We start from the raw sequence: 25,585 nt of genomic DNA, 5'->3' as shown, positions 1-25,585 counted from the left end.
GGAATGTCTCCTATTGATTATAGATTACATTCCTTTGAATAATTTATTTAACTGTCCGTGTTTTTGGGTTCAGCTCATTTTCGGTAGTTATTTTAAAATTACATAATATTAAATTTTCCGTCTTCTAAATTATAAAATATATAGTCTGATTTGTTATCCAAACTGTCAACTATTGCTAAATCATGAGTTACAATAATTAATGTTTTTTCATCTTTTACAATATTCTTAATATAATTGATTGCCTTTGCCTTTAGTTTACTGCTTAAAGCACTTGTAGGTTCATCTAAAATTATAACTTCTGGATCATTTACTATCGCTCTTGCAATAGCAACTCTTTGCTTTTCTCCCCCTGATAATGTTTTGACTTTTTGATTAAGTAATTTTACTATATCCAAATTTTCACATACTTCATTTATTCTTTTCTTTCTTTCACTTCTTTTGTACTTTTTAGAATACATCAAAGGAATTACAATATTATCATAAGCTGTTTCATCCTCTAATAAATTATACTCTTGAAAGAAAAACCCGAATACTTCATTTCTTAGTCTTGCAATTTCTGTAGAAGACATTGAATTTATATCTTTATCTTCTATTTTATAGTCTCCTGAATAATTTTTATCAAGTAGTCCAAGAATCTTTAAAAAAGTAGTTTTTCCAGCTCCATTTTCTCCAGTTATAATAATTTTTTCGCCCTTTTTTATATCTAAATTACACTCATTTAAAACAAGCAATTCAGATTTTTTATTTTCATTATACACTTTTCTTAAATTTTTTAAGCTAATCAATTTCTATTCACCTCCCATTAGAGTTGTACTTAAATCTTCTCTAATGAGCATATTTAAGATAACAAATTCTAAAGTTAAAATAAAGACAATATTTATCCCTATATTTATAAAAAATATAATATCATAATTAAATCTATTCAGAAAATTAATTATCATAAAATTAAACACAGCCAATGACAGAACAAAAACTGAATTTCTAATAAATATACTTTTTTTGGTGGCACCACATATTATATGAATTTTATATTCTCTAAGTAATCTTTTATATAAATTTTTAATGAATATTCCAAAAGAAAGCAAAAAGGCCAACAAAAGTAAAAATACATAAAAATATATATACTTTAATATAAAATCTACATCTGTCATATTAACAGAATTAATATGCTTTTTAAAAACTATATCTGAGTTTAAAATCGCCTTTTCAAACTCCTCATCCAAACCATTTTTTAATTCTTTATCGGTAAATTTTGTACCTTCTATTAAATCTTTTAATTCAGCAGGATTTAACTTAAAATCGGATAATGAAGTCTCTTTTTTAGCCACTTCCAAAAAAACCAAATTATCGTCATCAATCTCAAGGTCAACACCGACTGTTTTGAATTTTATCTTATCTAATTCATCAGCTGAAACTACTTTTAAAGTTTTTTCCTTTTGCTTAAATAATTCTAAATCTTCCGAGTTTATTGCGAACAAAACCCTATTTTCGGAACTCTTTTGAAATTTTCCAATAAATATTTGGATAAAAATTCCCTTCTCTTCATTTACATACTCAGATACAAATTTTGTGTATCCACCTTTTTTTAATAATTTATCTACTCTATCTTCAACTTTTATAAAATCTTTCATTTCATAGGAAACGAGAATTGCAAAATAACTAACTTCAGTATCTTTCGATTCTTTTAGAGCCAAATTTAAAGCATAAGTAGAGAATGACAATATAACACTAATAGATAAGATTAACAATCCGAATAATATAAAAATTCTTGTATTTCGTTTTATGTCTCTAAACCCTAATTTTATATTATCTATAACCATAACATCACCTCATCATTCGCTTTGTCTTTTTTAATGTAAACGAAAATTTTGCCCAAGTTAAAACCATTGAAGTTATCGTTATAAATATCGGAATAGCTAAAAGTTCTGTAAATGATAAATATTTACATATATGATTCAAAAATATATACATAAATATTGAGGATATTAATCCCGCTATTACATTGAAAAGTAGATTTTGCTTTAAAAAGTTTTTTAACACCTCTTTAAATGTAGCTCCACATTCTAGACATACTCTAAAATATTTATTATATTTTGAAAGATAAACTACGAACACATAACAGAATAATAAATAAGTAGCTACCACTCCTTGCAATATAAATTTTGCATATCTATCACTCAGAGAATTAAATATATTGGTTATCAAAGGTTTTCTATTGTTAAATCTGTTAAATTCAACTTCATCATATCCTAAATTTTTTATTTTATCCTTAATTTCTTCCAAATGTTTAACATTATCCGAATCAATATAAATAGTGTCAAAGGAAGTTGAAGACAAGGCAAATAAATTAGCTACAACTCTAAGTCCATCTTTGTATATAGTTGAATTCGAATCAAAAGTATTAATATACTCCATACCTTTTACTTCGGGTATATCTAAAATTGATGTATCCTTAGTTTTAATACCATTATCAGGAGATATTTCATCTATATTAATAGCTACTTTTTTCTTTTCTATATAGTCATCCATAGAAAAATATCTAAGCCTGCCTAATGCATTAAATTTAGTGGACTTGTAATAATAATCCATAGTTGGATTATATAGACCTATCAGTCCATTTCGATTAGTTTCTGCTATAACCTTTATATCATCATATTCAAGCAAAAAATCAAAATCATTTTTCTTATTGGAGTTATTCCCATTTAATTTTAGTTTTACAAAATTTTCACTCATACCATAATCAGGATAAATTAAATCTCTTCCTACAATATAATTTAACCCAAGAACCACAATACAATTTAAAACCAGTAATAGGAAGATTATATTTTTATTTTGACTTATCTTCATAGCTTTTACCTCTTAGTATAATTATTTTATACACTATTGAAGTTAATAATACCATATATTATTTAAATTGTCAACGCGTTTTACGATTAAAAAACAAAAGCCGATAAAAATAATATATTTGTTTTTATCAGCTTTTTACTAAATAAAATTCAATATTAAAGGAATTAAAATTACAGCTAAAATTCCTGAAATTGATATTGAAACTGTAGCAATAGACCCTTCAATTTCTCCAATCTCCATTGCTTTTGCAGTTCCTAGAACATGACTACATGATCCAAGTGCAACTCCTTTTGCAACTTTATCATCTATTTTTAAAATCTTAAAAATCAACTCTCCTACGCTATAACCTATAATTCCACATATAACTATAAATACCATAGAAATTTCCATAATTGCTCCAATTTTCTTTGAAATTTCATAACCTATCGCAGATGTAACTGATTTTGGTAACATTGAAAGCAAAATTTCTTTACTAATCCCAAAAATATTACATAATAATATTCCAACAATCGCTCCAACACTTATTCCAACTAAACATCCAAGTAATATTGGAAGAAAATATTTTTTTATAATATTTAAATTTTTATATAATGGTACAGCTAGTACAACAGTTGCCGGAGCGACAAAAAAAGTTAATATATCTGCCCCTTGTTTATAATTAGTATATGGAATTTTAAAAATCAAGAGAACTAAGATAATTAAAACTGAAGATGTAACCATTGGGCTTAAAAATTTTAATCCTAATTTTACTTGAATTTCATATCCTATAACAAATGTTATTATTGTTAAAAAAATCCCAAAAAGCGGACTGTTAATTATTAATTCCATTTTTTTCTCCTTTTACAAAAATTTTCACAAAAAAAGTTGTAGCGAAAGCTGTAACAATCATAGATACAACTACACTTACAAATAAAATTAAAAATATTTGTAAAAATTTCCCATTAAAATAGTGGAATTTATCTATAACTCCAATTACTAATGGTGTCATAAACAATGTAATACTTTCAAGTAAAAATTCTGAAACTTTTTCTATTTTTTTTAATTCAATTATTTTAAAATACAACAAGGCAACTAGGAATAACATCGACAAAATAGTTGCAGGTATTGGGGATTTAAAAATAATCTCCAAAATAGTCCCAATAAATAAAAAAATTAAAATAATTAAGAATTCATAAATATGTTTAATAAAAATCATCTCCTAAAATAATTTAAGGGTTATTTCTAACCCCTAAACTTCAAATTTATCATACTTTCCATATAATTCATCAAGATAAATAATAGCTAAAACAGAAGGCCCAGTATGACAACCTATGACTGCATCTACTCCAGATATTAAAATATCATCATTATTAAATTCACTCATTAATAATTCTTTTAAATCATTTGCCTTATCTTCACAATCTCCATGAAAAATAACAAGAGTTTGTTTATCTAAAACATCTGATTTACTTTTTATAATATCTATCAATTTTTTCTTAAATGCCTTGTGACCTCTAACTTTATCAAAAAAATTTAGTTTTCCTTCATCTTTTGATATATCTAAAATTGGACATATATTCAATAAATTACCAATTATAAACTTAGCCTTATTTAATCTTCCACCTCTATAGAGATAAGTTAAATCATCAACTGTAAAAATATAATTTATATGTTTTTTATAAAAATCAATATATTTTAATATTTCTTGAATACTTTCATTCTCTTCAATCATCTTTGCAACTTTTATCGCAAGAACACCATACCCAAAACTAGCTCCTAAACTATCTATTATATGAATTTTTCCTTCAGGAAATTCATCAAGCAAATCATTTTTTACCATATTAGCAGTATTATAAGTTCCAGAGAGCCCTGAGGATAAAGAAATATAAATAATCTCATTTTTAGCTAATAATTCTTCTTTAAATGTATCATAAAAATCTTTATAAGTTACTTGTGAAGTCTTATAAGTAATTCCCTTAGCCATATTCTCAAATAATTTATATTTATCTATATCATAATTTAAAATATATTCATTTTCTCCATCAGTAACAACCATGTTAAAAATTTGGATTTTATATTTTTTTGCAATTTCTACTGGGATATCGGCTCCCATATCAGAAAATAACTTTATCATATCTACCTCCATTTTTAAAAAACTTACCTAGTTTATATAATATACTATTTTTAAATTTTTTGCAAGAAAAAAATAGCTTTAAAATAAAACTATTTTTAAAGTAAAATATTTAATTTGTAATTACTAAATTAACAGGCAAATCAAATTCGTTTGTTGGTACTTTCTCCACTATTTGTTCTTTAAAAGCTAGAGAAATAGTATATCCTTTATAGTCCTTTAAATATCTGTCATAATATCCTCCACCAAATCCGATTCTATAATTATTTTTATCAAATCCTACACCAGGTACTAATATTAAATCAATATTATTTTTTTCAACAATATTTTTTTCTATTTCAGGAGGTGTTTTAATTCCATAATATCCCTCAATTAATTCATCTAAAGAATTTATTTTATAAAAAGTCATTTTTCTAGTTTCTTTTTCACAAATTGGTGAACATACAGTCTTACCATCATTCAATAATTTTTCAATTATTGGATAAGTATTTATTTCCGTTCCAAATGGAATTGTAAGTGCAACACATTTTGCATTTTTAAAATTTTCATTTTCAAATAATTTTTTATACAAAACTTCTTCAAAATTTGTTCTATCTTTATCAGATATTTTTTTTAGTTTTTCTTGAATTTCTTTTCTTATAATTTTTTTATCCATTAATAATCACTCACTCCTAAAAGTTTACGAACTTCTCCTACAAAATATAAAGAGCCAAATGCTGAAATAACATCGTCTTTACTTGATATTTCAAATGATTTGTCAATAGCATCTTGATAATTATCAAAACTATAAACTTTTTTTTCAGTTAATGCTTCAATTTTATCCTTTAATTCATAAGCTTCCATTGCTCTTTCAGAATCTGGTCTTACAGTTAAAAACATATCAAAATAAGGAATAATCCTTTCAAGCATTTCGTTATAATCCTTGTCTTCTAACACCCCAAAAATTGCAATTTTTCTACTATCTTTGTAATAAAAATTTATATTTGAAATGAACTTTTCTATCCCGTCAATATTATGGGCTCCATCTAAAATAAAATCTGGACTTTTTGAAACAAGCTCAAATCTACAAGGCCAAGTTACTGTTAAAAATCCATTATATATACTTTCATTTGAAATCTCAAAACCCATTTTTCTAAGTTCTAAAAGTAATTCAAGAGAAATTGTAGCATTTTTAACTTGATGTGAACCAAGTAAATTAATTTTTAAATTCCTAAATTCTTTATAATCTATAATTTGTCCAGATTTATTATTTTCCAATATTTTAATTTTTGATAAATCATTTACTATAACTTTTGAGTTTTTACTTTTAGCTACTCTTATTATATTATCCATAATTTCAGTATCTTGAGAATATAGAACTAGAGGAACACCATCTTTAATTATCCCAGCTTTTTCAAGAGATATTTCTTTTATAGTATTTCCCAAAAATTGTTGATGATCAAAACTTATTGATGTAATTAACGTAATTAAAGGTTTATCCACAACATTTGTGGCATCTAGTCTTCCACCTAAACCTACTTCCATAATTGCAAAATCACATTTTTCTCTATAAAAATACAAAAAAGCTACAGCGGTTACTAGCTCAAAATCAGCTGGAAAAACTTCAAGAGTGTTTGCAACCTCCCTAACTTCATCCATCAATTCTATTAATTTATCTTCTGGAATATTTTTGTTGTTAATTCTAATTCTTTCTTCAAAATTGTAAATAGAAGGAGAAGTAAACATCCCGACTTTGTAGCCTTGTGAAACCAAAACAGAATTTACAAAAGAAGTGCAGGAACCCTTTCCATTGGTTCCTGCAATATGAATAATTTTTAATTTATCTTGTGGATTTCCTAGCTTTTCCATAAGAGTTTTTATATTTTGTAAACCTAATTTAATTCCACTGCAAACTTCTCCTCTGAGTTTAATCATTGCAGTTTCATAATCCATATTATTTTACCTTTTTTCTCGCGGCAATTAAACATTTTTCTGCTAAAACTGAAGTTGTTATCGATCCAATACCACCTGGTACAGGATTAATATAACTTGCAATTTCAGAAACTTCATCGAAATGAACATCGCCGGTTACCTTTCCATTTTCATCATAATTTGTTCCGACATCAACTACTATCGCCCCTTCTTTTACAAATTCCTTTGTAACAAAATGAGCCTTACCTATAGCTGAAACTAAGATATCTGCATTTTTACAAACTTCTTTTAAGTTTTGAGTTCTACTATGACACACAGTAACTGTTGCATTTTTTGCTAATAATAGCATTGCAACAGGTTTTCCAATAACATTACTACGACCTAATACAACTGCATTTTTACCACTTAAATCTAAATCATAAAATTCTAACATCTTTATAACAGCAGCAGCAGTACAAGGAATGAAACTATCTTCTTTAGGATAGAAAACTTCTCCAATATTATATGGACTTACTCCATCAATGTCTTTTTTAGGATTAATTTTCATTCCAACCAAATCATCGTCAATATGTGAAGGTAATGGTCTTAAAAGCAAGAAACCATCAACACTATCATCATTTCCAATTTTTTCTAGTTCAGATATAAAATTAGCTTCGGTAATATCTTCTGGATAGTGGAATTGGACACATTCAATTCCCAAAGAAGATAAAACTTTTATTGCTGCATTTTCATAACCTATAGAATCGCTTCTATCTCCAACTCTAATAAAACCACAAGTAGTAACTTTCCCTTTTTCTTTAAGTTCAGCAACTCCTGCTTTAATCTTTTCCTTTAAAGCTATTGCTACTTCTTTACCTTTCATTATTGTTGTCATAATAGTCTCCTTATTTTAAAAATCCATTAAATATTTCTTCAAATGCCTTATTAGCAAGTTCCATTCCATCTTTTAATAATTTCATAGATTTTTCGTTTATCATCTTAATATTATCCTCATTTTTCATTGAAGAAGTATTTGCAAATACACTTAAACTTGCACCTTTAAGAGCAGATTCTAAAAAGACAGCTCCTGTTGCAACATCTCCAATAAGATTTTTATTCCCAATTCTAATAAGTCTGTCAACTAAACAAAGAGCTTCATAAGATTTTTCCATTATTTGTAAAGGAATCATAGCAGCATTATAAAGGTTTTTTTCTAATGCCTCTCTCTTTAATTTCTTTTCCTCGTCAGTGTTTCTTGGCATCTTATAGCATTGAGAAAGTGGATAGAAAGCATCCGCATCCCCTTGAACTAATTCTTTTAAAGAAGTAATTAATTCGTTATATTTTTTTATTTGCTCTTTAATTTCTTCTTCAACATCTTTAAATTTTTCATTACCAGTAGTATAAATTGCATCCATATTTAACAGAGCAACTCCCAAAGCACCTACAAGGGCGGATGCTCCTCCACCCCCTGGTACTGGTTGTTTATCTGATAATTCTTGAATAAATAAATTTATGGTTTTATCACACATTTTTTGTTCCATAAATTCCTCCTATTAACTAGAATAATCCAACTATCTTTCCATCGTCAGTTATGTCAATATTATTTGCAGCAGGAACTTTTGGTAATCCAGGCATAGTCATAATATCTCCACTATAAGCAACAGCAAATCCTGCACCTGCAGCAATCTTTATATTTTTGATATTTACTTTAAATCCTTCTGGTCTACCAACTTTATTCTTGTCATCAGAGAATGAGTATTGTGTTTTTGCCATACAGATTGGTACATTTTTAAATCCTAATTCTTCTATAGTTTTAATTTTCTTTTTAACTCCTGGAGAGAATGTTACACCAGATCCTCCATAAACCTTTTGAACAATTTTATTTAATTTTTCTTCTAAAGAATCTTCAATATCATAAATTTGATTAATTGGTTTGTCATTTTCTGCAAGTTTTACAACTTCATTAGCAAGATCAACTGCTCCTTCTCCACCTTTTGCCCAAACATCTGAAAGAACTACATTAACACCTAATTCCTTACATTTAGTTTCAATTAATTGAATTTCTGCATCAGTATCCAATGGGAATTTATTAATTGCAACGACACAAGGAATACCAAATAGATTTTGCATATTTTCAACATGTTTTAGTAAGTTTGGAAGTCCTTTTTCCAAAGCAACCAAATCTTCATTTCCTAATTCTGTCTTAGCAAGTCCACCATGCATCTTTAAAGCTCTTACAGTAGCAACAACTACAACTGCATTAGGATTTAAACCTGCAAATCTACATTTAATATCCAAGAACTTTTCAGCTCCCAAGTCAGCTCCAAAACCTGCTTCAGTAACAACATAATCGGAATATTTTAACGCTAATTTTGTAGCAATTATACTATTACAACCATGAGCTATATTAGCAAAAGGTCCTCCATGAATAAATGCAGGAGTATGTTCTAATGTTTGAACAAGATTTGGTTTGATAGCATCCTTTAATAATGCTGCCATAGCCCCTTGAGCATTCAAATCTTTTGCAGTTACTGGTTCTCCTTTTCTATTGTAAGCAACAATGATTTTTCCTAGTTTTTCCTTTAAATCTTTTAAATCATTTGATAGACATAAAATAGCCATTACTTCAGATGCAACTACTATTTCAAATCCATCCTCTCTTGGAACACCATTCGCTTTTCCATTTAATCCATCAACAATAAAACGAAGTTGTCTATCATTCATATCAACAACTCTTTTTAAAGTAATAGTTCTAGAATCGATATCTAACTCATTTCCGTGATTAATATGATTATCTAACATTGCAGCAAGTAAGTTATTTGCAGCACCAATAGCATTAAAATCTCCTGTAAAATGCAAATTTATATCTTCCATAGGAACTACTTGAGCATATCCACCACCTGCAGCTCCACCTTTAACTCCAAAAACTGGTCCTAAAGAAGGTTCTCTCAGTGCAAGAGATGTTCTTTTTCCTATTTTATTTAATCCATCACCAAGTCCAACAACAGTCGTAGTTTTACCTTCTCCTGCAGGAGTTGGAGTTATAGCAGTTACTAAAATTAACTTTCCATTTGGTCTTTCGTTATAATCTTTCAATTCATGAATATTTAACTTTGCTTTATAATTTCCGTAAAGTTCAATTGCTTCTTCCGGAAATCCTAAGTAATCAGCTACTTCTCTGATAGGTTTCATTTTTGCTTCTTGAGCAATTTGCACATCTGTCTTCATAAAAGCCCTCCTTTTTATTAAAAAACATTTATTGGGAATCGTTATTCCCCATAATCAGTATACAATTTATTTAATAATATGTCAATATTTTATTCTAAAAAGAATCTTATATCATTGTAAAATAAATTACACACTCATAGAATTAACTACCCTTATAATTAATAAGCAAAACAGATTTTTTTATAGAATTTTATAACTATCAATATTATGATGAACGTTTTTATAGTATTAATATATCGGATAAGAACCCTCCCTTTTACTATGCTTTGCAGCAAGTAAGTGCCTCAAACTTTCTTGTTATGCAATAAAAAAGTCGAATTATTGTTTAATAATCCAACTTTTTATAATATTTTTTAATTTTTCTATTTCTTTCTTAAAACTTTGGAAACTTCAGCAACAACAAAAGGTAAGAATGCAAGTGGTATTGCAACTGCTAACTCTTTTATTCCTAAAGAAACAGTATCAAAATATGGTTGTAAGAAAGGTACATATACAACTACTAGCATCATAAAGAAAGATAATGCTGTTCCATATACCAATGTTTTATTTGAAAATATTCCAATATGGAATAATGTAAATCTACTACTTCTAACAGAATAGCTTCTTAGTAGTTCTGCAGTTATAAGTGTAAAGAATGCAACTGTTCTTGCTCCTTCAATATGATTAGGATAATGATGCATTCCATAGAAATACGCTCCAAGTGTTGCAACTGTAATTGCTAAAGATTGAGAAATTATACTATAAATCATTTCTTTATCTAAAATTGGTTCATTTGGATTTCTTGGTGGAACTTGCATAATATCTTCATCACCCTTTTCAACACCAAGTGCCAATGCAGGAAAACTGTCTGTAACTAGATTTAACCAAAGTAATTGAATTGGTATAAAAGGTACTGGTATATTTAAAAGAATAGATATTAAAACTATTAAAATTTCTCCTACATTACAAGATAATAGGAAAGAAACAAACTTTTTAATATTTGAATAAATAATACGTCCTTCATGAACTGCTGATACTATTGTAGCAAAATTATCATCTGTTAAAATTACATCTGAAGTATTTTTTGCAACATCTGTTCCTGTAATTCCCATTGAAACTCCAATATCAGCTCTCTTAATTGCAGGTGCATCATTTACTCCATCCCCTGTCATCGCAGCAATATGGCCATTTTTCTTTAAAGCACTAACTATTTGCACTTTATTTTCAGGACTTACTCTTGCAAAAACTCTCGTAGTTTTTACAACTTCACAAATTTCTTCTTCAGTCATCTTATTAAGTTCACGACCCATAATAGCATTTGAATGTTCATCCAAAATCCCTAAATCTTTAGCTATAGCAACAGCAGTTTCTAAATAATCTCCTGTTATCATTATAGGAATTATTCCTGCTTTTTTACATTCTTTGATAGCTTCTTTTGCTTCAGGCCTTGCAGGGTCAATCATTCCCATTAGTCCGACAAAAACCATATCTCTTTCTATATTTTCTGAAGTAATATCTTCAGGCAACAAATCAAATTTTCTATAAGCAAAAGCTAATACTCTTAGAGCTTGTTTAGCAAACTGACTATTTTGTGAAAGAACTTTATCTTTTATTTCAGAAGTGAATTCTTCTTCTTTTCCATTTATTAGAATATATTTACAATTATCGATAACTATATCAGGAGCACCCTTTGTAGCGGAAATAACATTAGATGAAAAAATATTTTCATTAAATGTTGTCATCATCTTTCTAGTAGAATCAAAAGGTATTTCTGCAATTCTTTTGTTCTTAACATTTAATACATCTTTAGATATACCAACTTTTTCAGAAACAGTAAGCAAGGCTCCTTCAGTAGGATCTCCTGCAATTCTATACATATTTTCATCTTTAAGTAGTTTTGCATCATTAACAAGAGTTGAAATTTTAGAAATTGAAATAAAATCGTCAATTTCTTTAGCATTAACTTTTTCTCCATTTAAAAATACATCTCCAACAGGCTCATAACCAGTTCCTTCTACATCATAAACTAGATTATTTACAAAAACTTTTTTTACAGTCATTTCATTTTGAGTAAGAGTTCCTGTTTTATCTGAACAGATTACTGTTGTAGTGCCTAATGTTTCAACTGCTAAAAGTTTCTTTACTATAGCATGCTTTTTTACCATTTTTGTCATACCAAGTGATAAAACTATAGTAACAATTGCTGGTAAACCTTCAGGAACCGCTGCAACAGCAAGTGAAATTGCAGTTAAAAGCATAAGTAAAAACTGTTGTTTATACAAAAGCCCAACTATAAATACTACAATACAAACTCCTATTGTTATTAGTCCAAGAGATTTTGAAAGACCAGCTAGCTTCTTTTGTAGTGGAGTGTCTTCATCTTCAAAAGAATCAAGAGTTGTTGCAATTTTACCAATTTCAGTATTTTCTCCAGTAGAAACTACTACTCCCTTTCCTCTACCATAAGCAACAATAGTAGAAGAGTAAGCCATATTTTCTCTATCACCAATCTCAATTTCTCCATCATAAACTTTATCTGCAAATTTTTCAACAGGTACAGATTCCCCAGTTAAAGAAGCTTCATCAATCTTTAAAATAAAACTTTCAATTAATCTTAAATCTGCTGGGATAATATCACCTGTTTCAAGCTCAACAATATCTCCAACTACAATTTCTGGGGAAGGAATATGAATTAATTTCCCATCTCTATAAACTTTTGCCATTGGACTAGCCATTTTTTGCAAAGCTTCTATTGCCTTTTCGGCTTTTCCCTCTTGATTAAGTGAAAGAATCGCATTAACAATTACAATCGCTATGATTATAAAAGCATCTGTTATTTCACCAACAATAGCAGACATAATACAAGCTCCAATTAGAATTAAAATCATAGGGTCTTTAAATTGGTCTATAATTTTTGAAAGAAGTGATTTTTTATTCTTTTGTTTTAATTCATTTCTTCCGTTTTTCTCTAAAAGCTCTACAGCTTTTGTCCTTGAAAGTCCGTTTTTAGCATCACTTCCAAGATCATTGATACATTCATCAATCTTTTTGTTGTACCAAAACATAATTTATCCTCCTTGAATTAAGGCTTTTTTGCATAAAAAAAACCTTGTTTAATAAAATTAAACAAAGGTCTTGCTTCCTATTGAAATAGTTAGGTGTTTAGCCGGGATAAACCGTACTGACGACTAAACAAGATTAGCTACTCCCCTTCATTGAGTATATTATACTAAATATAAAAAATTTTTTCAAGTAAATTTAAAAGGTGTTTTAAAAAATTTTAAAACACCTAAAAATTTATTTCTTTATAATTTTAACAGCAGTACCTGAACAAGTAACCATCATCATACCATTTGATGCTCCAAGCATTTCATAATCCATTTTTAGACCAACTATCGCATTAGCACCAATTTCATTTGCCCTATCAGTAATCTCATCTAAACTTTCATCTCTTGCTCCCATTAATTCTTTTTCATAGGAAGATGAACGTCCTCCAAAAATATCTCTTAGACCTGCTTTAATATCTTTTAAGAAATTTACTCCAGTAATTACTTCACCAAAGACAACTCCCTTATATTCAACAATTTCATATCCTTCAATATTATTTGTAGTTGTAATTATCATAAACATATCCTCCTTTAAAAGAATAGTAACATATTTTCTAAATTTAATCAAGATATTATTTATCTTTGTTTTAAGTTCATTTACTTAGTTTTAACTTTTATTTTTTCTAAAACAATATTACCTTTTTTTACATCCAAAAACAATTTTTCATCATTAAGAATTTGGTCTTTTAAAATTTCATCTGCAATTTTATTTTCAAGCTCAGATTTTATAATTCTTTCAAGAGGCCTTGCTCCGTATGCTTTATCAAATCCCATATCGGATAATTTTTTTATAATTTTATTACTATATCCAATATTTAAGCCAATATTTTTAAGTCTTTTTTTCAACTTTTCAAGTAAAAGCTCTGTAATTTTCATTATATCTTTTTCATCTAATTTTGAAAAAACTATAATATCATCTATTCTGTTTAAAAACTCAGGTTTAAACATAATTTTTAATTCAGAATTTACAATCTCTTTTATTCTATCGTATTCTTTTTCTTGTTCATCTTTCTTTGAAGAAAAACCTAATGAGTTTTTCTTTTCAATTGCAGATGCTCCGACATTTGAAGTCATAATAATTACTGTATTTTTAAAGTTTACTGTTTTACCTTGAGAATCTGTAAGCCTTCCATCATCTAAAATTTGAAGAAGCATATTGAATACATCAGGATGTGCTTTTTCAATTTCATCAAATAATACTACACTATATGGTTTTCTTCTTACTGCTTCAGTTAAATAACCTCCCTCTCCATATCCGACATATCCAGGAGGAGAACCTACTAGTTTAGAAACCGTATGTTTTTCCATATATTCACTCATATCAATTCTAATCATATTTTCTTCAGATTCAAACAAAAGATTTGCTAAAGACTTTGCAAAATAAGTTTTACCAACCCCAGTTGCACCAACAAAGATAAAACTACCTATAGGTTTACTGCCCAAAGAAACTCCTGCTCTTGATCTTTTTATAGCACTTGTAACTCTGTCAATTGCTGTACCCTGTCCAATAACAATATTTTTTAAATTATCAGAAAGAGACAAATACTTTTGACTTTCTTTAGCGGTTAATTTATTAACTGGAATTTTACTCCAATCTGAAACTATCTTTGCAATGTCTTCATATTTTAAAGTTAAGTTCTCATTGTTTTTCTTATCTTTTTTTATTTCCTTAAGTTTCTTTATATCTTCTAAATTCTGTTCATACTTATTTTTAGATTCTTGTGCCTTTAAAAACTCTTGACTTTCAACAAATTGTTTAATTTCTGATTTTAGTTTTACATTTTCATCTTTCAAGAAAATTATATCATCTGGATTTAAATATGATTTTATTCTTAACATTGACCCCGCTTCGTCAATTAAATCAATAGCTTTGTCTGGCAAAAATCTGTCCGTTAAGTATCTATGAGATAATTCTACAGCTGCTTTTATTGCTTCATCTGTAATTACTATACCATGATGATTTTCGTATTTTTCTCTTAATCCCAACAATATATTTATCGTCTGACTAACCGTTGGTTCAGAAACATCAATAGGTTGTAATCTTCTTTCAAGAGCTGAATCTTTTTCAATATATTTTCTGTATTCATCAATTGTTGTAGCACCAATTAATTGAATTTCCCCTCTAGCTAAAAATGGCTTTAAAATATTTGCAGCATCAATAGAACCTTCACTTCCTCCAGTTCCAACTATATTATGAAATTCATCAATAAATACAATTACATTTTTATTTTTCATAATTTCATTCAAAGTATCCTTCACTCTTTTTTCAAAGTCTCCACGATACTTACTTCCTGCAAGCATAGCAGGTAAATCTAAACTATAAATTGTCTTATTTTCTAAAAATTCTGGTACTTTCCCCTCTATAATCCTAAGAGCAAGTCCTTCAACAATCGCAGTTTTCCCGACGCCAGCTTCTCCTATCAAAATTGGATTGTTCTTTGTTCTTCTAAGTAAAATTTGTAAAATTCTATCAATTTCTTTATCTCTACCTATTACTTGATCAATCTTGCCATTCTTAGCTCTTTCATTTAAATTTACAGTATATTTTTCTAAAGTTTCTGTTGTTGCTTCTCCGATTGTTTCAGAATCACTTCCAAAATTTATCTTTTCTTTTATATCAGATGAAATACTTTCCGGACTGATATTAGAATCAATAAGCATTTTATATGCTAACCCTACTTTTAATTCCATTAATGAAATCAAAAGATGACAAGGCAAAACTTGAATATTGTCCGATTCCATTGCAATATTGACAGCATTATCAACAACTTTCTTTGCATTTTTTGATAATTTACTCGCTACATTAGAAAAATCTCCAAATCCTCTTTTATCTATCAAATAACTTTTTAATGAATTATAATTTGCCCCCGCAGAAACAAGACATTCAGTCTCTCTACTATTAATTTTCAAAAATGCAAGTAATATATGTTCAGTTCCAATATAATCATCTTTTAAATAAAACGCTTCATTTACAGCATATCGGATAAATTCATCAACGCTTCTAATTACATTTTCATACATAAAATCACTACTCCTATACTAATTTCAAAATCACATTTAAAAGCTCTTCTTCTCTTTCTTCTTCATCTAAAAAAGTTGAACTTCTAACTGCCATAAGACATTCATACAATACCTTTATATCATAATCAACAATAAGCTCCAAACTTTGTAATAATATACAAAGAGAAATATATTTACTAACTACATAAGGATTTAAATTTTCTCTATTTATCATAATTTTTTTATATTTTTCAAATTTTTCTCTATAATAGTCAGTTTTTATACCTAAAAGCTTTCTACGATTATCAATTTCCAAATTTACAATTTCCGTTATATATTTATCCATTTTTCTAATTGCAGAAAATTCGTCAGAATTCTGTTTGCAAAATTCTACAATATAAAAGTCTTCACAAAGTCCTATCATGGATAAAGAGTAAAACTTAATTCCCAAAATGTTCATTTTCTTTTCTAAAAAATCAGTTGTTTTATAATATTTTAATGATGGAATATGTAAAACTCCAGTCATTTTTAATCCATTACCAACTAAGTTCACATCTTTAAAAACATATCCAAAATTTGTATTAAAGGAAAAATTAAGTTTTTCATCTAAATCAGATTCTACCCCATAAGCAAAATTACCACATCTGAAAAAATTAACTCCTGGAAGTTTACCTGTTATCCTAAGATGTTCTTCAATATTTATATTAATAAATATAAATTCATCATCTCTTGAAGCAATGTATGAATTTTCCCTAAAAATATCATTTGAATCTATAAAAAGCCCCTTATTATAATATTTCAAGATTTGCTTTCTTGAATTTACTTTTTCAAATGTAAATCTATCACTATAATATAATTTATAAAATGAAGAACAAATTTTGTTATATAAATTAATTTCATCTTCAAAAGTTAACATATAATTAAATTTATATCCCTTTATATTTCTATAAACATCAACCTGACTAGAAAGAGAAACATATTTTTCGGATATTTTTCCTAGAAAACTACTCATTTATTCTCCTCCTAAGCTTTAAATTTTTCTTTTTTAAATCTTCAATTGTATTTTTTAAAACTTCACATTTTACGAATTCTTCTGTCTTTATACTATGCTCTAACTCTCTTTCCAAATCTGAAATTTTTATTTCATTTTTAAAAAACGCATTGGTATATTCTGGTCTTTTTCCTTTATATTTTTTAAAATCATTACATAATAGCTTTTTAATAAAATTCGAATAAACAAGTGTAGGTTTTACTTTCTTGTTTTCTATTAGTTTATATATTGTTTCAAAACAACATGGACAAATAGTTAAATTTGTGTTAATCATTTCTTTTACAGAAGTTTTACATTTCCTACATTTAACATTTGAATTAGAAATCTGACCTTTAAAATTACAAAAAAGCTCATCTTTTTCATCAGATTTTAACGAATTAAATAAATTGTCATATTCAAAATCTGATATTTCTTTTTCATAACTAATTGTTGCAATTTTTTTACTCATTTTTCCTCCCGAAAGAATATAGAATATTTAACAATATATTTGATCTTAAATTATCTTTTGTTTTAGCATCTATGCAAAGCGAATTATCACTTATAGCATGTAAAATAATAAATCTTTCTCTTTTTGTAATATATCCTAATTCAAATATTCTATCTATAATTCTTCGACCTTCATTAAAAGTTATCGTATTTTGTTCTAAATACTCAATAACTGAATTAAAAAATACATCTTCATTTAAAAGAGTTGAGATTTTAATGTAACCACTACCTCCACGATGACTTTCAATGTAATATCCATTTGTAGAAGAAAATCTTGTTGTTAAAACATAATTTATTTGAGATGGAGCACAAGAAAACTTATTCGCTAAATCATTTCTGCCTATCTCAATAATTCCATTTTCTGAATTTTCTAACATTTCTTTCAAAAATTTTTCTATAATATCACTAATACCTGCCAAAAGAACACCTCCTGACCTACTTTGACCTTTTTTATATTATACCCAATGAATAACAATATTTTACATTTTAAAATAATCTTATTAAAATTTTTACTAATCTTTATAGATTAAAAAAAGATTTATAATTTACTCAAAAAAATTTTTTTATATAATATACTGTAATATTATTTTATCTATTAAATTTTTTTGATTTTTTTTATTGAAAGTTAACTTTTTGTCAAAAAAATCTATGTGAATACTAAAATTTGTATTGACAATGCTCAAATGTGGGTTTATAATATTTCTACAATATTTATTATTGTGAAAATATTAAAGGAGGTTTTTTATTGTGAAAGGTTTTGCAATGAAAAAAATTGGAGAAATTGGTTGGATTGAAAAAGAAGAACCATTTTGTGGACCTATGGATGCTTTAGTTAAACCATTAGCCCTATCACCTTGCACTTCAGATGTACATACTGTTTGGGAAGGTGCTATCGGTGATAGAAAAGATATGATTTTAGGTCATGAAGGTTGTGGTGTTGTTGTTAAAGTTGGTGAATTAGTAAAAGATTTTAAAATTGGAGACAGAGTTATGGTCGCAGCTATAACTCCTGATTGGAATTCTTTAGAAGCACAAGGTGGTTTTGGTATGCATTCTGGAGGGATGCTTGCTGGTTGGAAATTTTCAAACTTTAAAGATGGTGTTTTTGGAGAAGTTTTCCATGTGAATGATGCGGATGGAAATCTTGCACATTTGCCTGATGAAATTTCTCCAGAAGAAGCATGTATGCTTTCTGATATGGTTCCTACAGGTTTCCACGGAGTTGAACTTGCTGATGTTCAATTTGGAGATACTGTATTAGTTGTTGGAATTGGACCTGTTGGTCTTATGGCAGTTGCTGGTGCTAATTTAAGAGGATCATCTAGAATAATTTGTGTCGGTACAAGAGAAATATGTAAACAAGTTGCTAAGGGATATGGTGCAACTGATTTCATAGGATATAAAGAGGGTTCTATAGACGAACAAGTTTTAAAACTAACAAATGGTGTTGGTGTCGATAAAGCTATAATAGCAGGTGGTGGAGTTGAAACTTTTGAACCTGTAATAAAATGTTTAAAACCAGGTGGAAAAATTGGTAATGTAAATTATTTAGGTTCAGGTACTTATGTCAATATCCCACGTATTGAATGGGGTGTTGGTATGGGACATAAGCAAATTTTAGGTGGACTTATGCCTGGCGGTCGTTTACGTTTAGAAAAACTTGCATCACTTATTGCATGTGGAAAATTAGATGTTAAACCTTTATTAACTCACAAATTTAAAGGATTTGAACATGTTGAAGATGCTTTATTGTTAATGAAAGATAAACCTGCTGATTTAATTAAACCAGTGGTTGTTCTTTAGTCAAAAATTAAATTATAAATTTGGGGGAGTTAAACTCCCCCATATTAATTATTGGAGTAATATGAAAATACTAATTATATCTGGATTTTTAGGTTCAGGAAAAACTACTTTTATAAAAGAAATGGTTAAAAAAACAAAAAAACAATTCGTAATTGTTGAAAATGAATTTGGAAAACTTGGTTTAGATGGAAATCTAATAAAAGAAAATTTTAATAATGAAGAAATAAAGATTTGGGAATTAACAGAAGGTTGTATATGTTGTTCATTAAATTTAGATTTTACACATTCTATATTAACAATAGCAAATACCATAAATCCTGAATATTTGATAGTAGAACCAAGTGGAGTTGCTATGCTAAGCAATATAATAGAACAACTATCGAAAATATGCTATGAAAATATAGTACTACTATCCCCCATAGTAATTATAGATGCAAATAACTTTAAAAATAATTTAGAAAATTACTCTGAGTATTTCTTAGACCAGCTAAATAATTCTTCAAAAGTAATTTTAAGCAAATCAGAAAATTTGTCAGAAGTAGAATTTTCTAATATTAAAAACGAACTAGAGATAAATCGAAAATTAGTAAATTTCAATCTAACACATTATTCAAATTGGACAAAACAAGATTGGGAGAACTTATTTAATAATGAATATTCTATAAAAAAAGATCACAAAGGCGAATTAAAAGTAATATTTAATAAAATAGAAATAGACAAAGAACAAATACTTGAAAATATTTCTTTACTAAATATAAAAATAAAAAATATTCCTGAATTAATTTTTAAATTAAATGTATTAATGTCTAAACAATTAGGAAGCATTGTGAGAGCAAAAGGATATTTTAACATAAAAGATTTTTGGTTTAAATTTGATTTAGTAAATAATAATTATGAGATATGTGGATGCAATCCAATGGAAGATTCAAGAGTTGTAATAATAGGAAAAAAATTAAATAAAAAATACATATATCAAATTTTTAACAAAAATAATTTTAAAAAATTAAATTCTTAATAAAATATATGTGTACTGCATCCATTTCTTATATCAAAAATTTTGGATGCAGTTTTCTCCACAATTTTAGCTATTAAATAAAAAATACTTATATAAATTCAACTTATCTCAAATATTATCCAACAGCAGTCATTACCTTTCCGATATAATAAATTCCATAAACTAATGCTCCAACAAACAATAGTCTAAACAAAGAAAACAAAGAAAGAGAAAAGTATTTCTTTTTTTCTTTTGTATCTCTATTAAAACTTAAAATAAAAGTACAAAACTTACATACTACACTTATTATGAATATAATTAATCCAAATCTAAAAACAATTCCTAGCATAAAAAAGCCTATTTTATAGCTTCCCAGTCCAAATGCAAATCCTATTACAAAACACAATAATAGAAATATATCTAAAGCTATAGAACCCCAAAGTAAAATTTTCATCAATTTTTCTCTATCATTTATAAATTTTTTCATAAATTCAACGTTTTTGTTTCCCATACTTATCACCAAAATATTTTTATAAAATTATGCTGATTATACAATATATATTTTTTATATCCAATTATAGAACATTCCATTATAGAAAGCATATAACTTAGTTTTCTAATATCACAAAAAACAACGGGATTTTATCACCCGTTGATCTTTGAATTCATACTATTTTATTTAAAAGTTTCTAAAAATATATCTAACTGTATTTTTCACATTATCTATAAATTTAGCGAATCCTTTTGTTTTTTTAGTTGGAAATTCCTTTCCATATAAAATTTCATAAGCTTTTAGTGCTTTATTTACTTTTTTTACATAGTTCTTAGCCTCTGCAGAAGGAATATTGTATAGAGTAACCCCATCACTAGAGTATTTAGAATCCTTTAACCAAGTATTTACATTTCCTATTCCACCATTGTATGCTGCATAAACTGTATTCATATTACTAAAATTTTGCATTAAATATTTTAAATAATATGTTCCTATTTTTACATTAGTTTCAGGATCGTTTAAGTCTAATGAATTCACATCAATATTTAATAACTTTGCGACATGTTTAGCAGTATCCGGTAGAACTTGCATTAAACCTTTAGCATTAACTTTACTTACTGCATCACTCTTGAAATTACTTTCAACTCTCATAATGGCTAAAACCACTTTAGGATCTACTCCATATTCACTAGAATATTTTTGAATTTCTTCAATATAACTTATAGGATAATTCTGTCCACCATAATAAACTGCACCCAAAAATAAAGCCTTACATATAATTATCACAGTTATTAAAGTTAACAATACTTTTTTCCATTTTTTCATCTTTTTCCTTTTCTTACCTTTATCATTTGTAGTTTCTTCTATATTTTCTTCATTAGTAGTATCTGAATTAATACTATCTTTTAAAGATTCAGTATTATCCATTTGATTATCATGTAAAGCACTTAAATCAGTTAATTTCGTTTTTTCCACTTCTGATGAATTTTGATTTTCTAAATCTTTTAAATCAACACTTTCTGTACTTTGATTTTGGAAAAATGCCGGTTGTACAAATTCACCTAAGTGTTCCTCACTATTACTTAAATCTTTACTTTCAGCAAAACCATCATAAGACTCATCAGTGTTGTTTTTAGCTTTTAATTCTTCTTCGGATACTTTTCTAAACGCTCCAGTATCTCCATTACTATCCTCACTATTTTCTTCAATATCTTCTGATTCATTTTCTTTTTTGTTTTTCTTAAATCTTCCAAAAAATCCTGATTTTTTTTCTTCATTAATACAACTATTTTTAAAGAATAAATCAACTTTATCTTTTAGCTCCTCAAAATCACCATTATTTTCAACAGATAAAATATCATAGCTTTCATTTTCAAACTCAGATTGTATCTCCATAATTCTATGGGCAACATCTTCAGTCATACCCTTTCTTTCCATTAGCCTTTTAAATCTAACTTCATCACTAGCTGTTATATTCCACACTTCATCAATATCAATTAGTTTTTCTAATCTGGCTATTGATTCATTTAATAGTGGAATTTGTAAAAATACAATATCTGATTCAGATTTTTTAGCAAAATCAACCATGTTTTTTAGAATAACAGGATGAGTTAAATAATTAAGCTTTTCTCTATTTTCATCATTTAATAAAACTGTTCTTCTTAACTTTGATTTTGAAATATTACCTTTTTCATTTAAAATGATATCTCCAAACTCTTTTACTAAAACTTTATAAAGTTCTGCCCCTCTCTTATACAATTCTTTTATTTGATCATCAGCATCTAAAACTAAATACTTCTCATTTCTTTTTTTAATTAACTCAGCTAAGCTACTCTTACCGCTGGCAATCTGTCCTGTTATAACAATAAATTTTTTATTTCGACTCATACCAATTTCTCCCTTCGCAAACATCTACTTTTAAAGGTAAATCTAATTTATACACATTTTCCATAGAATCTTTTAATATATTCTTAACAATTTCTTTTTCGCTTTCTTCACATTCTATTATAAGTTCATCATGAATTTGTAATATCAACTTTGCTCTAACTTTCTCATTTTTTAGTCTTTCATATACTTTAATCATAGCGATTTTTATAATATCCGCAGCACTTCCCTGTATAGGAGTATTCAATGCTATTCTCTCACCAAAACTTCTAATATTAAAATTTTTCGAATTAATTTCAGGAATATATCTCTTTCTGTCCAATATGGTAGTTACAAAGCCATCACTTTTAGCCTTATTTACTATCTCTTCCATATAATTTTTAATACTTAGATAAGTATTCAAATAGCCATCAATATATTGTCTTGCTTTATTTCGTGAAATATTTAAATCTTTTGAAAGACCATAATCGCTTATACCATAAACTATTCCAAAATTTACAGCCTTTGCACTTCGTCTTTGATTGTCAGTAACTTCACTAATAGGAACTCTAAAAACTTCGCTTGCAGTTTTATTATGAATGTCTAAATCATTTTTAAATGATTCAATCATAACAGAATCCTTAGACAAATGTGCTAAAACTCTAAGCTCAATTTGTGAATAGTCCGCATCTATAAAAACTTTATTTTTATCTGAGATAAATACTTTTCTAATATTTCTTCCCTCTTCACTTCTAATTGGAATATTTTGTAAATTAGGATCAACAGAGCTAAGTCTTCCAGTAGCAGTAATCATTTGCTTAAAAGAAGTTCTAACTCTCCCATCATCCATAATATAATCTATTATTCCTTCTAAATATGTTGAAATTAACTTATTTAAAGACCTATATTTTAAAATATATTCTGCTATTTCATGCTTACTTGCTAGTTTTTCTAGAACTTCAACATCAGTAGAATATCCTGTTTTTGTCTTTTTTACAACAGGTAATTTCATTTTTTCAAATAGAACTACTCCAAGTTGTTTAGGAGAATTTAAATTAAAAATTTCTCCAGCAAGTTCATAAACTTTTTCTTCATACTTCTTAGCAAGTTTAGAATACTCATCAGTTAATTCAATAATCTTATTTCTATCTACTAAAACTCCTGTGTTTTCCATATCAGCAAGAACTTTAACTAATGGTTTTTCAACATTTTCATATAATGAGATAAGATTATTTTCTTTAACTTTTTCTATAAAAATATTATACAATGCTGAAATGGCAAACACATTTTGTGAAATATAGTTAAAAATACTATCTTCATCCAATTCAAAAAAAGTCTTTTTGTTTTTTCCCTTTCCAAACATTTCTTTTAAATCTAAAATTTCTAGATGTAAAAATTCACTACTTACTTTTGAAATATCATAATTCCCTTTATTTGAATCAATTAAATATTCTAAAATCATAACATCTTCATAATTTTTAAATTCTAAATTATTCTTTAATGCAAAATATAACTCTTCCTTTATGTCATAACCAATTATCTTTATATCTAAATTACAAAACTTTTCAAAATCTGATAGCTTAAATTCCTTACAAATATATGCCTTCTTATTAAAGTTTGAATAAATTCCAATATAGAATTTCTTCCAATAAATATATCCTTCATCCGAGAAAAATTTAATTGATACAGACTCGTCATTTTTTATTTTTTCAAAAATTTCTGAAAAATCAATTACCTCAAAATCTATATTTTGATTTGTTTTTATAGTATTATCCTTTTTTATATCTTTAAAATGCTTATTTATAATACTCTTAAATTCCAATTTTTCCAATTTTTTAATATATTCATCAGAATTTACATCTTTAATTTCAAAATCTTCAATATTTCTATCAATAGGAACATTCAAAAAAATCTCACCAAGATATCTGCTTAAATAAGCCTTATCCTTTTCATTCTCAAGATTTTCTTTTAATTTACCCTTAAGTGCATCTAAATTTTTATATAAATTTTCAAGACTTCCATACTCTTGAATTAATTTTAATGCAGTTTTTTCCCCAACGCCCTTAACTCCGGGTATATTATCTGAACTATCTCCCTGAAGAGCCTTAACATCAATCAATTGTTTAGGAGAAAGTCCATATTCTTCTAAAATTGATTTATTATTCATAAGTTTAATTTCACTTATACCTTTTTTAGTTAAATAAACTAAAATATTATCATCAATTAATTGTAAATAATCTCTATCTCCCGTAAAAATATCTACTTCAAAACCTTCTTTTTGAGCAAGTTTTGCTATACTTCCTAAAATGTCATCAGCTTCATATTCATCAAGTTCCAAATAATTTACATTCATAGAAGAAAGTAAATCTTTTAAAATTCCGAATTGGTAAGTTATTTCATTAGGAGCATTATCACGAGTCCCCTTATAATCTTCAAACTCATTATGTCTAAAAGTTTTTGAACCCTTATCAAAGGCAACAAAAACATGAGTAGGCTTTATTAATTCTAAAGCCTTGTAATACATATTTAAAAAGCCATAAACTCCATTTACAAAAACTCCATCTTTAGTTGTTAAATTTCTTATTGCATAAAAAGCCCTAAAAATAAGACTTGACCCATCTATTAAAAGTATTTTTTTCATTTTATTCTCCAAAATATATTTTATCATAAAAACTATAATAATTATAGCATAACTCCTACATTATAACTCTTTTTTGTTGTTATGATGAAA

Annotated in this window: 22 protein-coding genes; 2 read left to right on the top strand and 20 right to left on the bottom strand. The window is 27.2% G+C overall.

Translation table 11 applies throughout. The features are described from left to right. Nucleotides 1-98: 98 nt before the first annotated feature. The 17 genes from VJI93_RS05395 to VJI93_RS05315 all read right to left on the bottom strand — a co-directional run bounded on the left by VJI93_RS05395 (nucleotide 99) and on the right by VJI93_RS05315 (nucleotide 18,120). Nucleotides 99-785, bottom strand: coding sequence for an ABC transporter ATP-binding protein (locus VJI93_RS05395; RefSeq protein WP_323999720.1), 687 nt, complete (start codon nucleotides 783-785; stop codon nucleotides 99-101). 3 nt (nucleotides 786-788) lie between these two features. Continuing rightward, nucleotides 789-1,820: a hypothetical protein gene (locus VJI93_RS05390; protein ID WP_323999721.1), complete on the bottom strand. Its 1,032-nt coding sequence runs from the start codon at nucleotides 1,818-1,820 to the stop codon at nucleotides 789-791. 4 nt (nucleotides 1,821-1,824) lie between these two features. Beyond that, on the bottom strand, nucleotides 1,825-2,847 hold the full coding sequence (locus VJI93_RS05385; protein ID WP_323999722.1) for a hypothetical protein: 1,023 nt from the start codon (nucleotides 2,845-2,847) through the stop codon (nucleotides 1,825-1,827). Between the two features lie 138 nt (nucleotides 2,848-2,985). Further along, nucleotides 2,986-3,675, bottom strand: coding sequence for an LrgB family protein (locus VJI93_RS05380; protein WP_323999723.1), 690 nt, complete (start codon nucleotides 3,673-3,675; stop codon nucleotides 2,986-2,988). Continuing rightward, nucleotides 3,659-4,042 (bottom strand): CidA/LrgA family protein, encoded by a 384-nt coding sequence (locus tag VJI93_RS05375; RefSeq protein WP_323999724.1) that lies wholly within the window; start codon nucleotides 4,040-4,042, stop codon nucleotides 3,659-3,661. The genes VJI93_RS05380 and VJI93_RS05375 overlap by 17 nt, the downstream gene beginning before the upstream one ends. Before the next feature lie 33 nt (nucleotides 4,043-4,075). Further along, entirely contained in the window at nucleotides 4,076-4,960 is an 885-nt protein-coding gene (locus VJI93_RS05370; protein ID WP_323999725.1) for a DegV family protein, read from the bottom strand. Nucleotides 4,961-5,069: 109 nt separating this feature from the next. Then, complete coding sequence (locus tag VJI93_RS05365) at nucleotides 5,070-5,612, bottom strand: 5-formyltetrahydrofolate cyclo-ligase (protein ID WP_323999726.1); 543 nt, start codon at nucleotides 5,610-5,612, stop codon at nucleotides 5,070-5,072. Further along, the gene (locus VJI93_RS05360) at nucleotides 5,612-6,889 is read right to left on the bottom strand and encodes a bifunctional folylpolyglutamate synthase/dihydrofolate synthase (RefSeq protein WP_323999727.1); all 1,278 of its coding nucleotides are present in this window, start codon (nucleotides 6,887-6,889) and stop codon (nucleotides 5,612-5,614) included. Before VJI93_RS05360 ends, VJI93_RS05365 begins: the two co-directional genes overlap by 1 nt. Nucleotide 6,890: 1 nt before the next feature. Beyond that, entirely contained in the window at nucleotides 6,891-7,742 is an 852-nt protein-coding gene (locus VJI93_RS05355) for a bifunctional 5,10-methylenetetrahydrofolate dehydrogenase/5,10-methenyltetrahydrofolate cyclohydrolase (RefSeq protein WP_323999728.1), read from the bottom strand. Between the two features lie 10 nt (nucleotides 7,743-7,752). Then, complete coding sequence (locus VJI93_RS05350) at nucleotides 7,753-8,391, bottom strand: cyclodeaminase/cyclohydrolase family protein (RefSeq protein WP_323999729.1); 639 nt, start codon at nucleotides 8,389-8,391, stop codon at nucleotides 7,753-7,755. Between the two features lie 16 nt (nucleotides 8,392-8,407). After that, a complete protein-coding gene (locus tag VJI93_RS05345; protein WP_323999730.1) occupies nucleotides 8,408-10,078 on the bottom strand; it encodes a formate--tetrahydrofolate ligase in 1,671 nt (556 codons plus the stop codon). Nucleotides 10,079-10,440: 362 nt separating this feature from the next. Continuing rightward, nucleotides 10,441-13,122, bottom strand: a complete 2,682-nt coding sequence (locus tag VJI93_RS05340; RefSeq protein ID WP_323999731.1) for a cation-translocating P-type ATPase — start codon at nucleotides 13,120-13,122, stop codon at nucleotides 10,441-10,443. A 232-nt stretch (nucleotides 13,123-13,354) separates the two neighbouring features. Beyond that, nucleotides 13,355-13,681 carry a heavy metal-binding domain-containing protein gene (locus tag VJI93_RS05335; RefSeq protein ID WP_323999732.1) on the bottom strand — a complete coding sequence of 109 codons (327 nt, stop codon included), beginning with the start codon at nucleotides 13,679-13,681 and terminating at the stop codon, nucleotides 13,355-13,357. An 80-nt stretch (nucleotides 13,682-13,761) separates the two neighbouring features. Next, complete coding sequence (locus tag VJI93_RS05330; RefSeq protein ID WP_323999733.1) at nucleotides 13,762-16,185, bottom strand: ATP-dependent Clp protease ATP-binding subunit; 2,424 nt, start codon at nucleotides 16,183-16,185, stop codon at nucleotides 13,762-13,764. A gap of 13 nt (nucleotides 16,186-16,198) precedes the next feature. Beyond that, a complete protein-coding gene (locus VJI93_RS05325; RefSeq protein ID WP_323999734.1) occupies nucleotides 16,199-17,176 on the bottom strand; it encodes an ATP--guanido phosphotransferase in 978 nt (325 codons plus the stop codon). Continuing rightward, nucleotides 17,169-17,663 carry a hypothetical protein gene (locus tag VJI93_RS05320; protein ID WP_323999735.1) on the bottom strand — a complete coding sequence of 165 codons (495 nt, stop codon included), beginning with the start codon at nucleotides 17,661-17,663 and terminating at the stop codon, nucleotides 17,169-17,171. Before VJI93_RS05320 ends, VJI93_RS05325 begins: the two co-directional genes overlap by 8 nt. Continuing rightward, nucleotides 17,656-18,120 carry a CtsR family transcriptional regulator gene (locus tag VJI93_RS05315; RefSeq protein ID WP_323999736.1) on the bottom strand — a complete coding sequence of 155 codons (465 nt, stop codon included), beginning with the start codon at nucleotides 18,118-18,120 and terminating at the stop codon, nucleotides 17,656-17,658. Before VJI93_RS05315 ends, VJI93_RS05320 begins: the two co-directional genes overlap by 8 nt. Nucleotides 18,121-18,448: 328 nt before the next feature. Here VJI93_RS05315 and VJI93_RS05310 point away from each other — a divergent pair, with 328 nt between their 5' ends. Together VJI93_RS05310 and VJI93_RS05305 are read left to right on the top strand one after the other, a co-directional pair. Further along, nucleotides 18,449-19,504, top strand: coding sequence for an NAD(P)-dependent alcohol dehydrogenase (locus VJI93_RS05310; protein ID WP_323999737.1), 1,056 nt, complete (start codon nucleotides 18,449-18,451; stop codon nucleotides 19,502-19,504). 61 nt (nucleotides 19,505-19,565) lie between these two features. After that, nucleotides 19,566-20,519, top strand: coding sequence for a GTP-binding protein (locus VJI93_RS05305; protein ID WP_323999738.1), 954 nt, complete (start codon nucleotides 19,566-19,568; stop codon nucleotides 20,517-20,519). Nucleotides 20,520-20,634: 115 nt separating this feature from the next. Here VJI93_RS05305 and VJI93_RS05300 read toward each other — a convergent pair whose 3' ends face one another. The 3 genes from VJI93_RS05300 to polA all read right to left on the bottom strand — a co-directional run bounded on the left by VJI93_RS05300 (nucleotide 20,635) and on the right by polA (nucleotide 25,495). Then, a complete protein-coding gene (locus VJI93_RS05300) occupies nucleotides 20,635-21,009 on the bottom strand; it encodes a hypothetical protein (RefSeq protein ID WP_323999739.1) in 375 nt (124 codons plus the stop codon). 168 nt (nucleotides 21,010-21,177) lie between these two features. Beyond that, nucleotides 21,178-22,878 (bottom strand): dephospho-CoA kinase, encoded by a 1,701-nt coding sequence (gene coaE, locus VJI93_RS05295; RefSeq protein WP_323999740.1) that lies wholly within the window; start codon nucleotides 22,876-22,878, stop codon nucleotides 21,178-21,180. Further along, the gene (gene polA / locus VJI93_RS05290) at nucleotides 22,865-25,495 is read right to left on the bottom strand and encodes a DNA polymerase I (RefSeq protein WP_323999741.1); all 2,631 of its coding nucleotides are present in this window, start codon (nucleotides 25,493-25,495) and stop codon (nucleotides 22,865-22,867) included. The genes coaE and polA overlap by 14 nt, the downstream gene beginning before the upstream one ends. Nucleotides 25,496-25,585: the final 90 nt, after the last annotated feature.

The organism is Parvimonas sp. M20, assembly GCF_035282425.1.
In the GTDB taxonomy this organism is placed as follows: Bacteria; Bacillota; Clostridia; order Tissierellales; family Peptoniphilaceae; genus Parvimonas.
The sequence above is the reverse complement of the archived record's forward strand: the minus strand, read 5'-3'. Positions and strand labels throughout refer to the sequence as shown.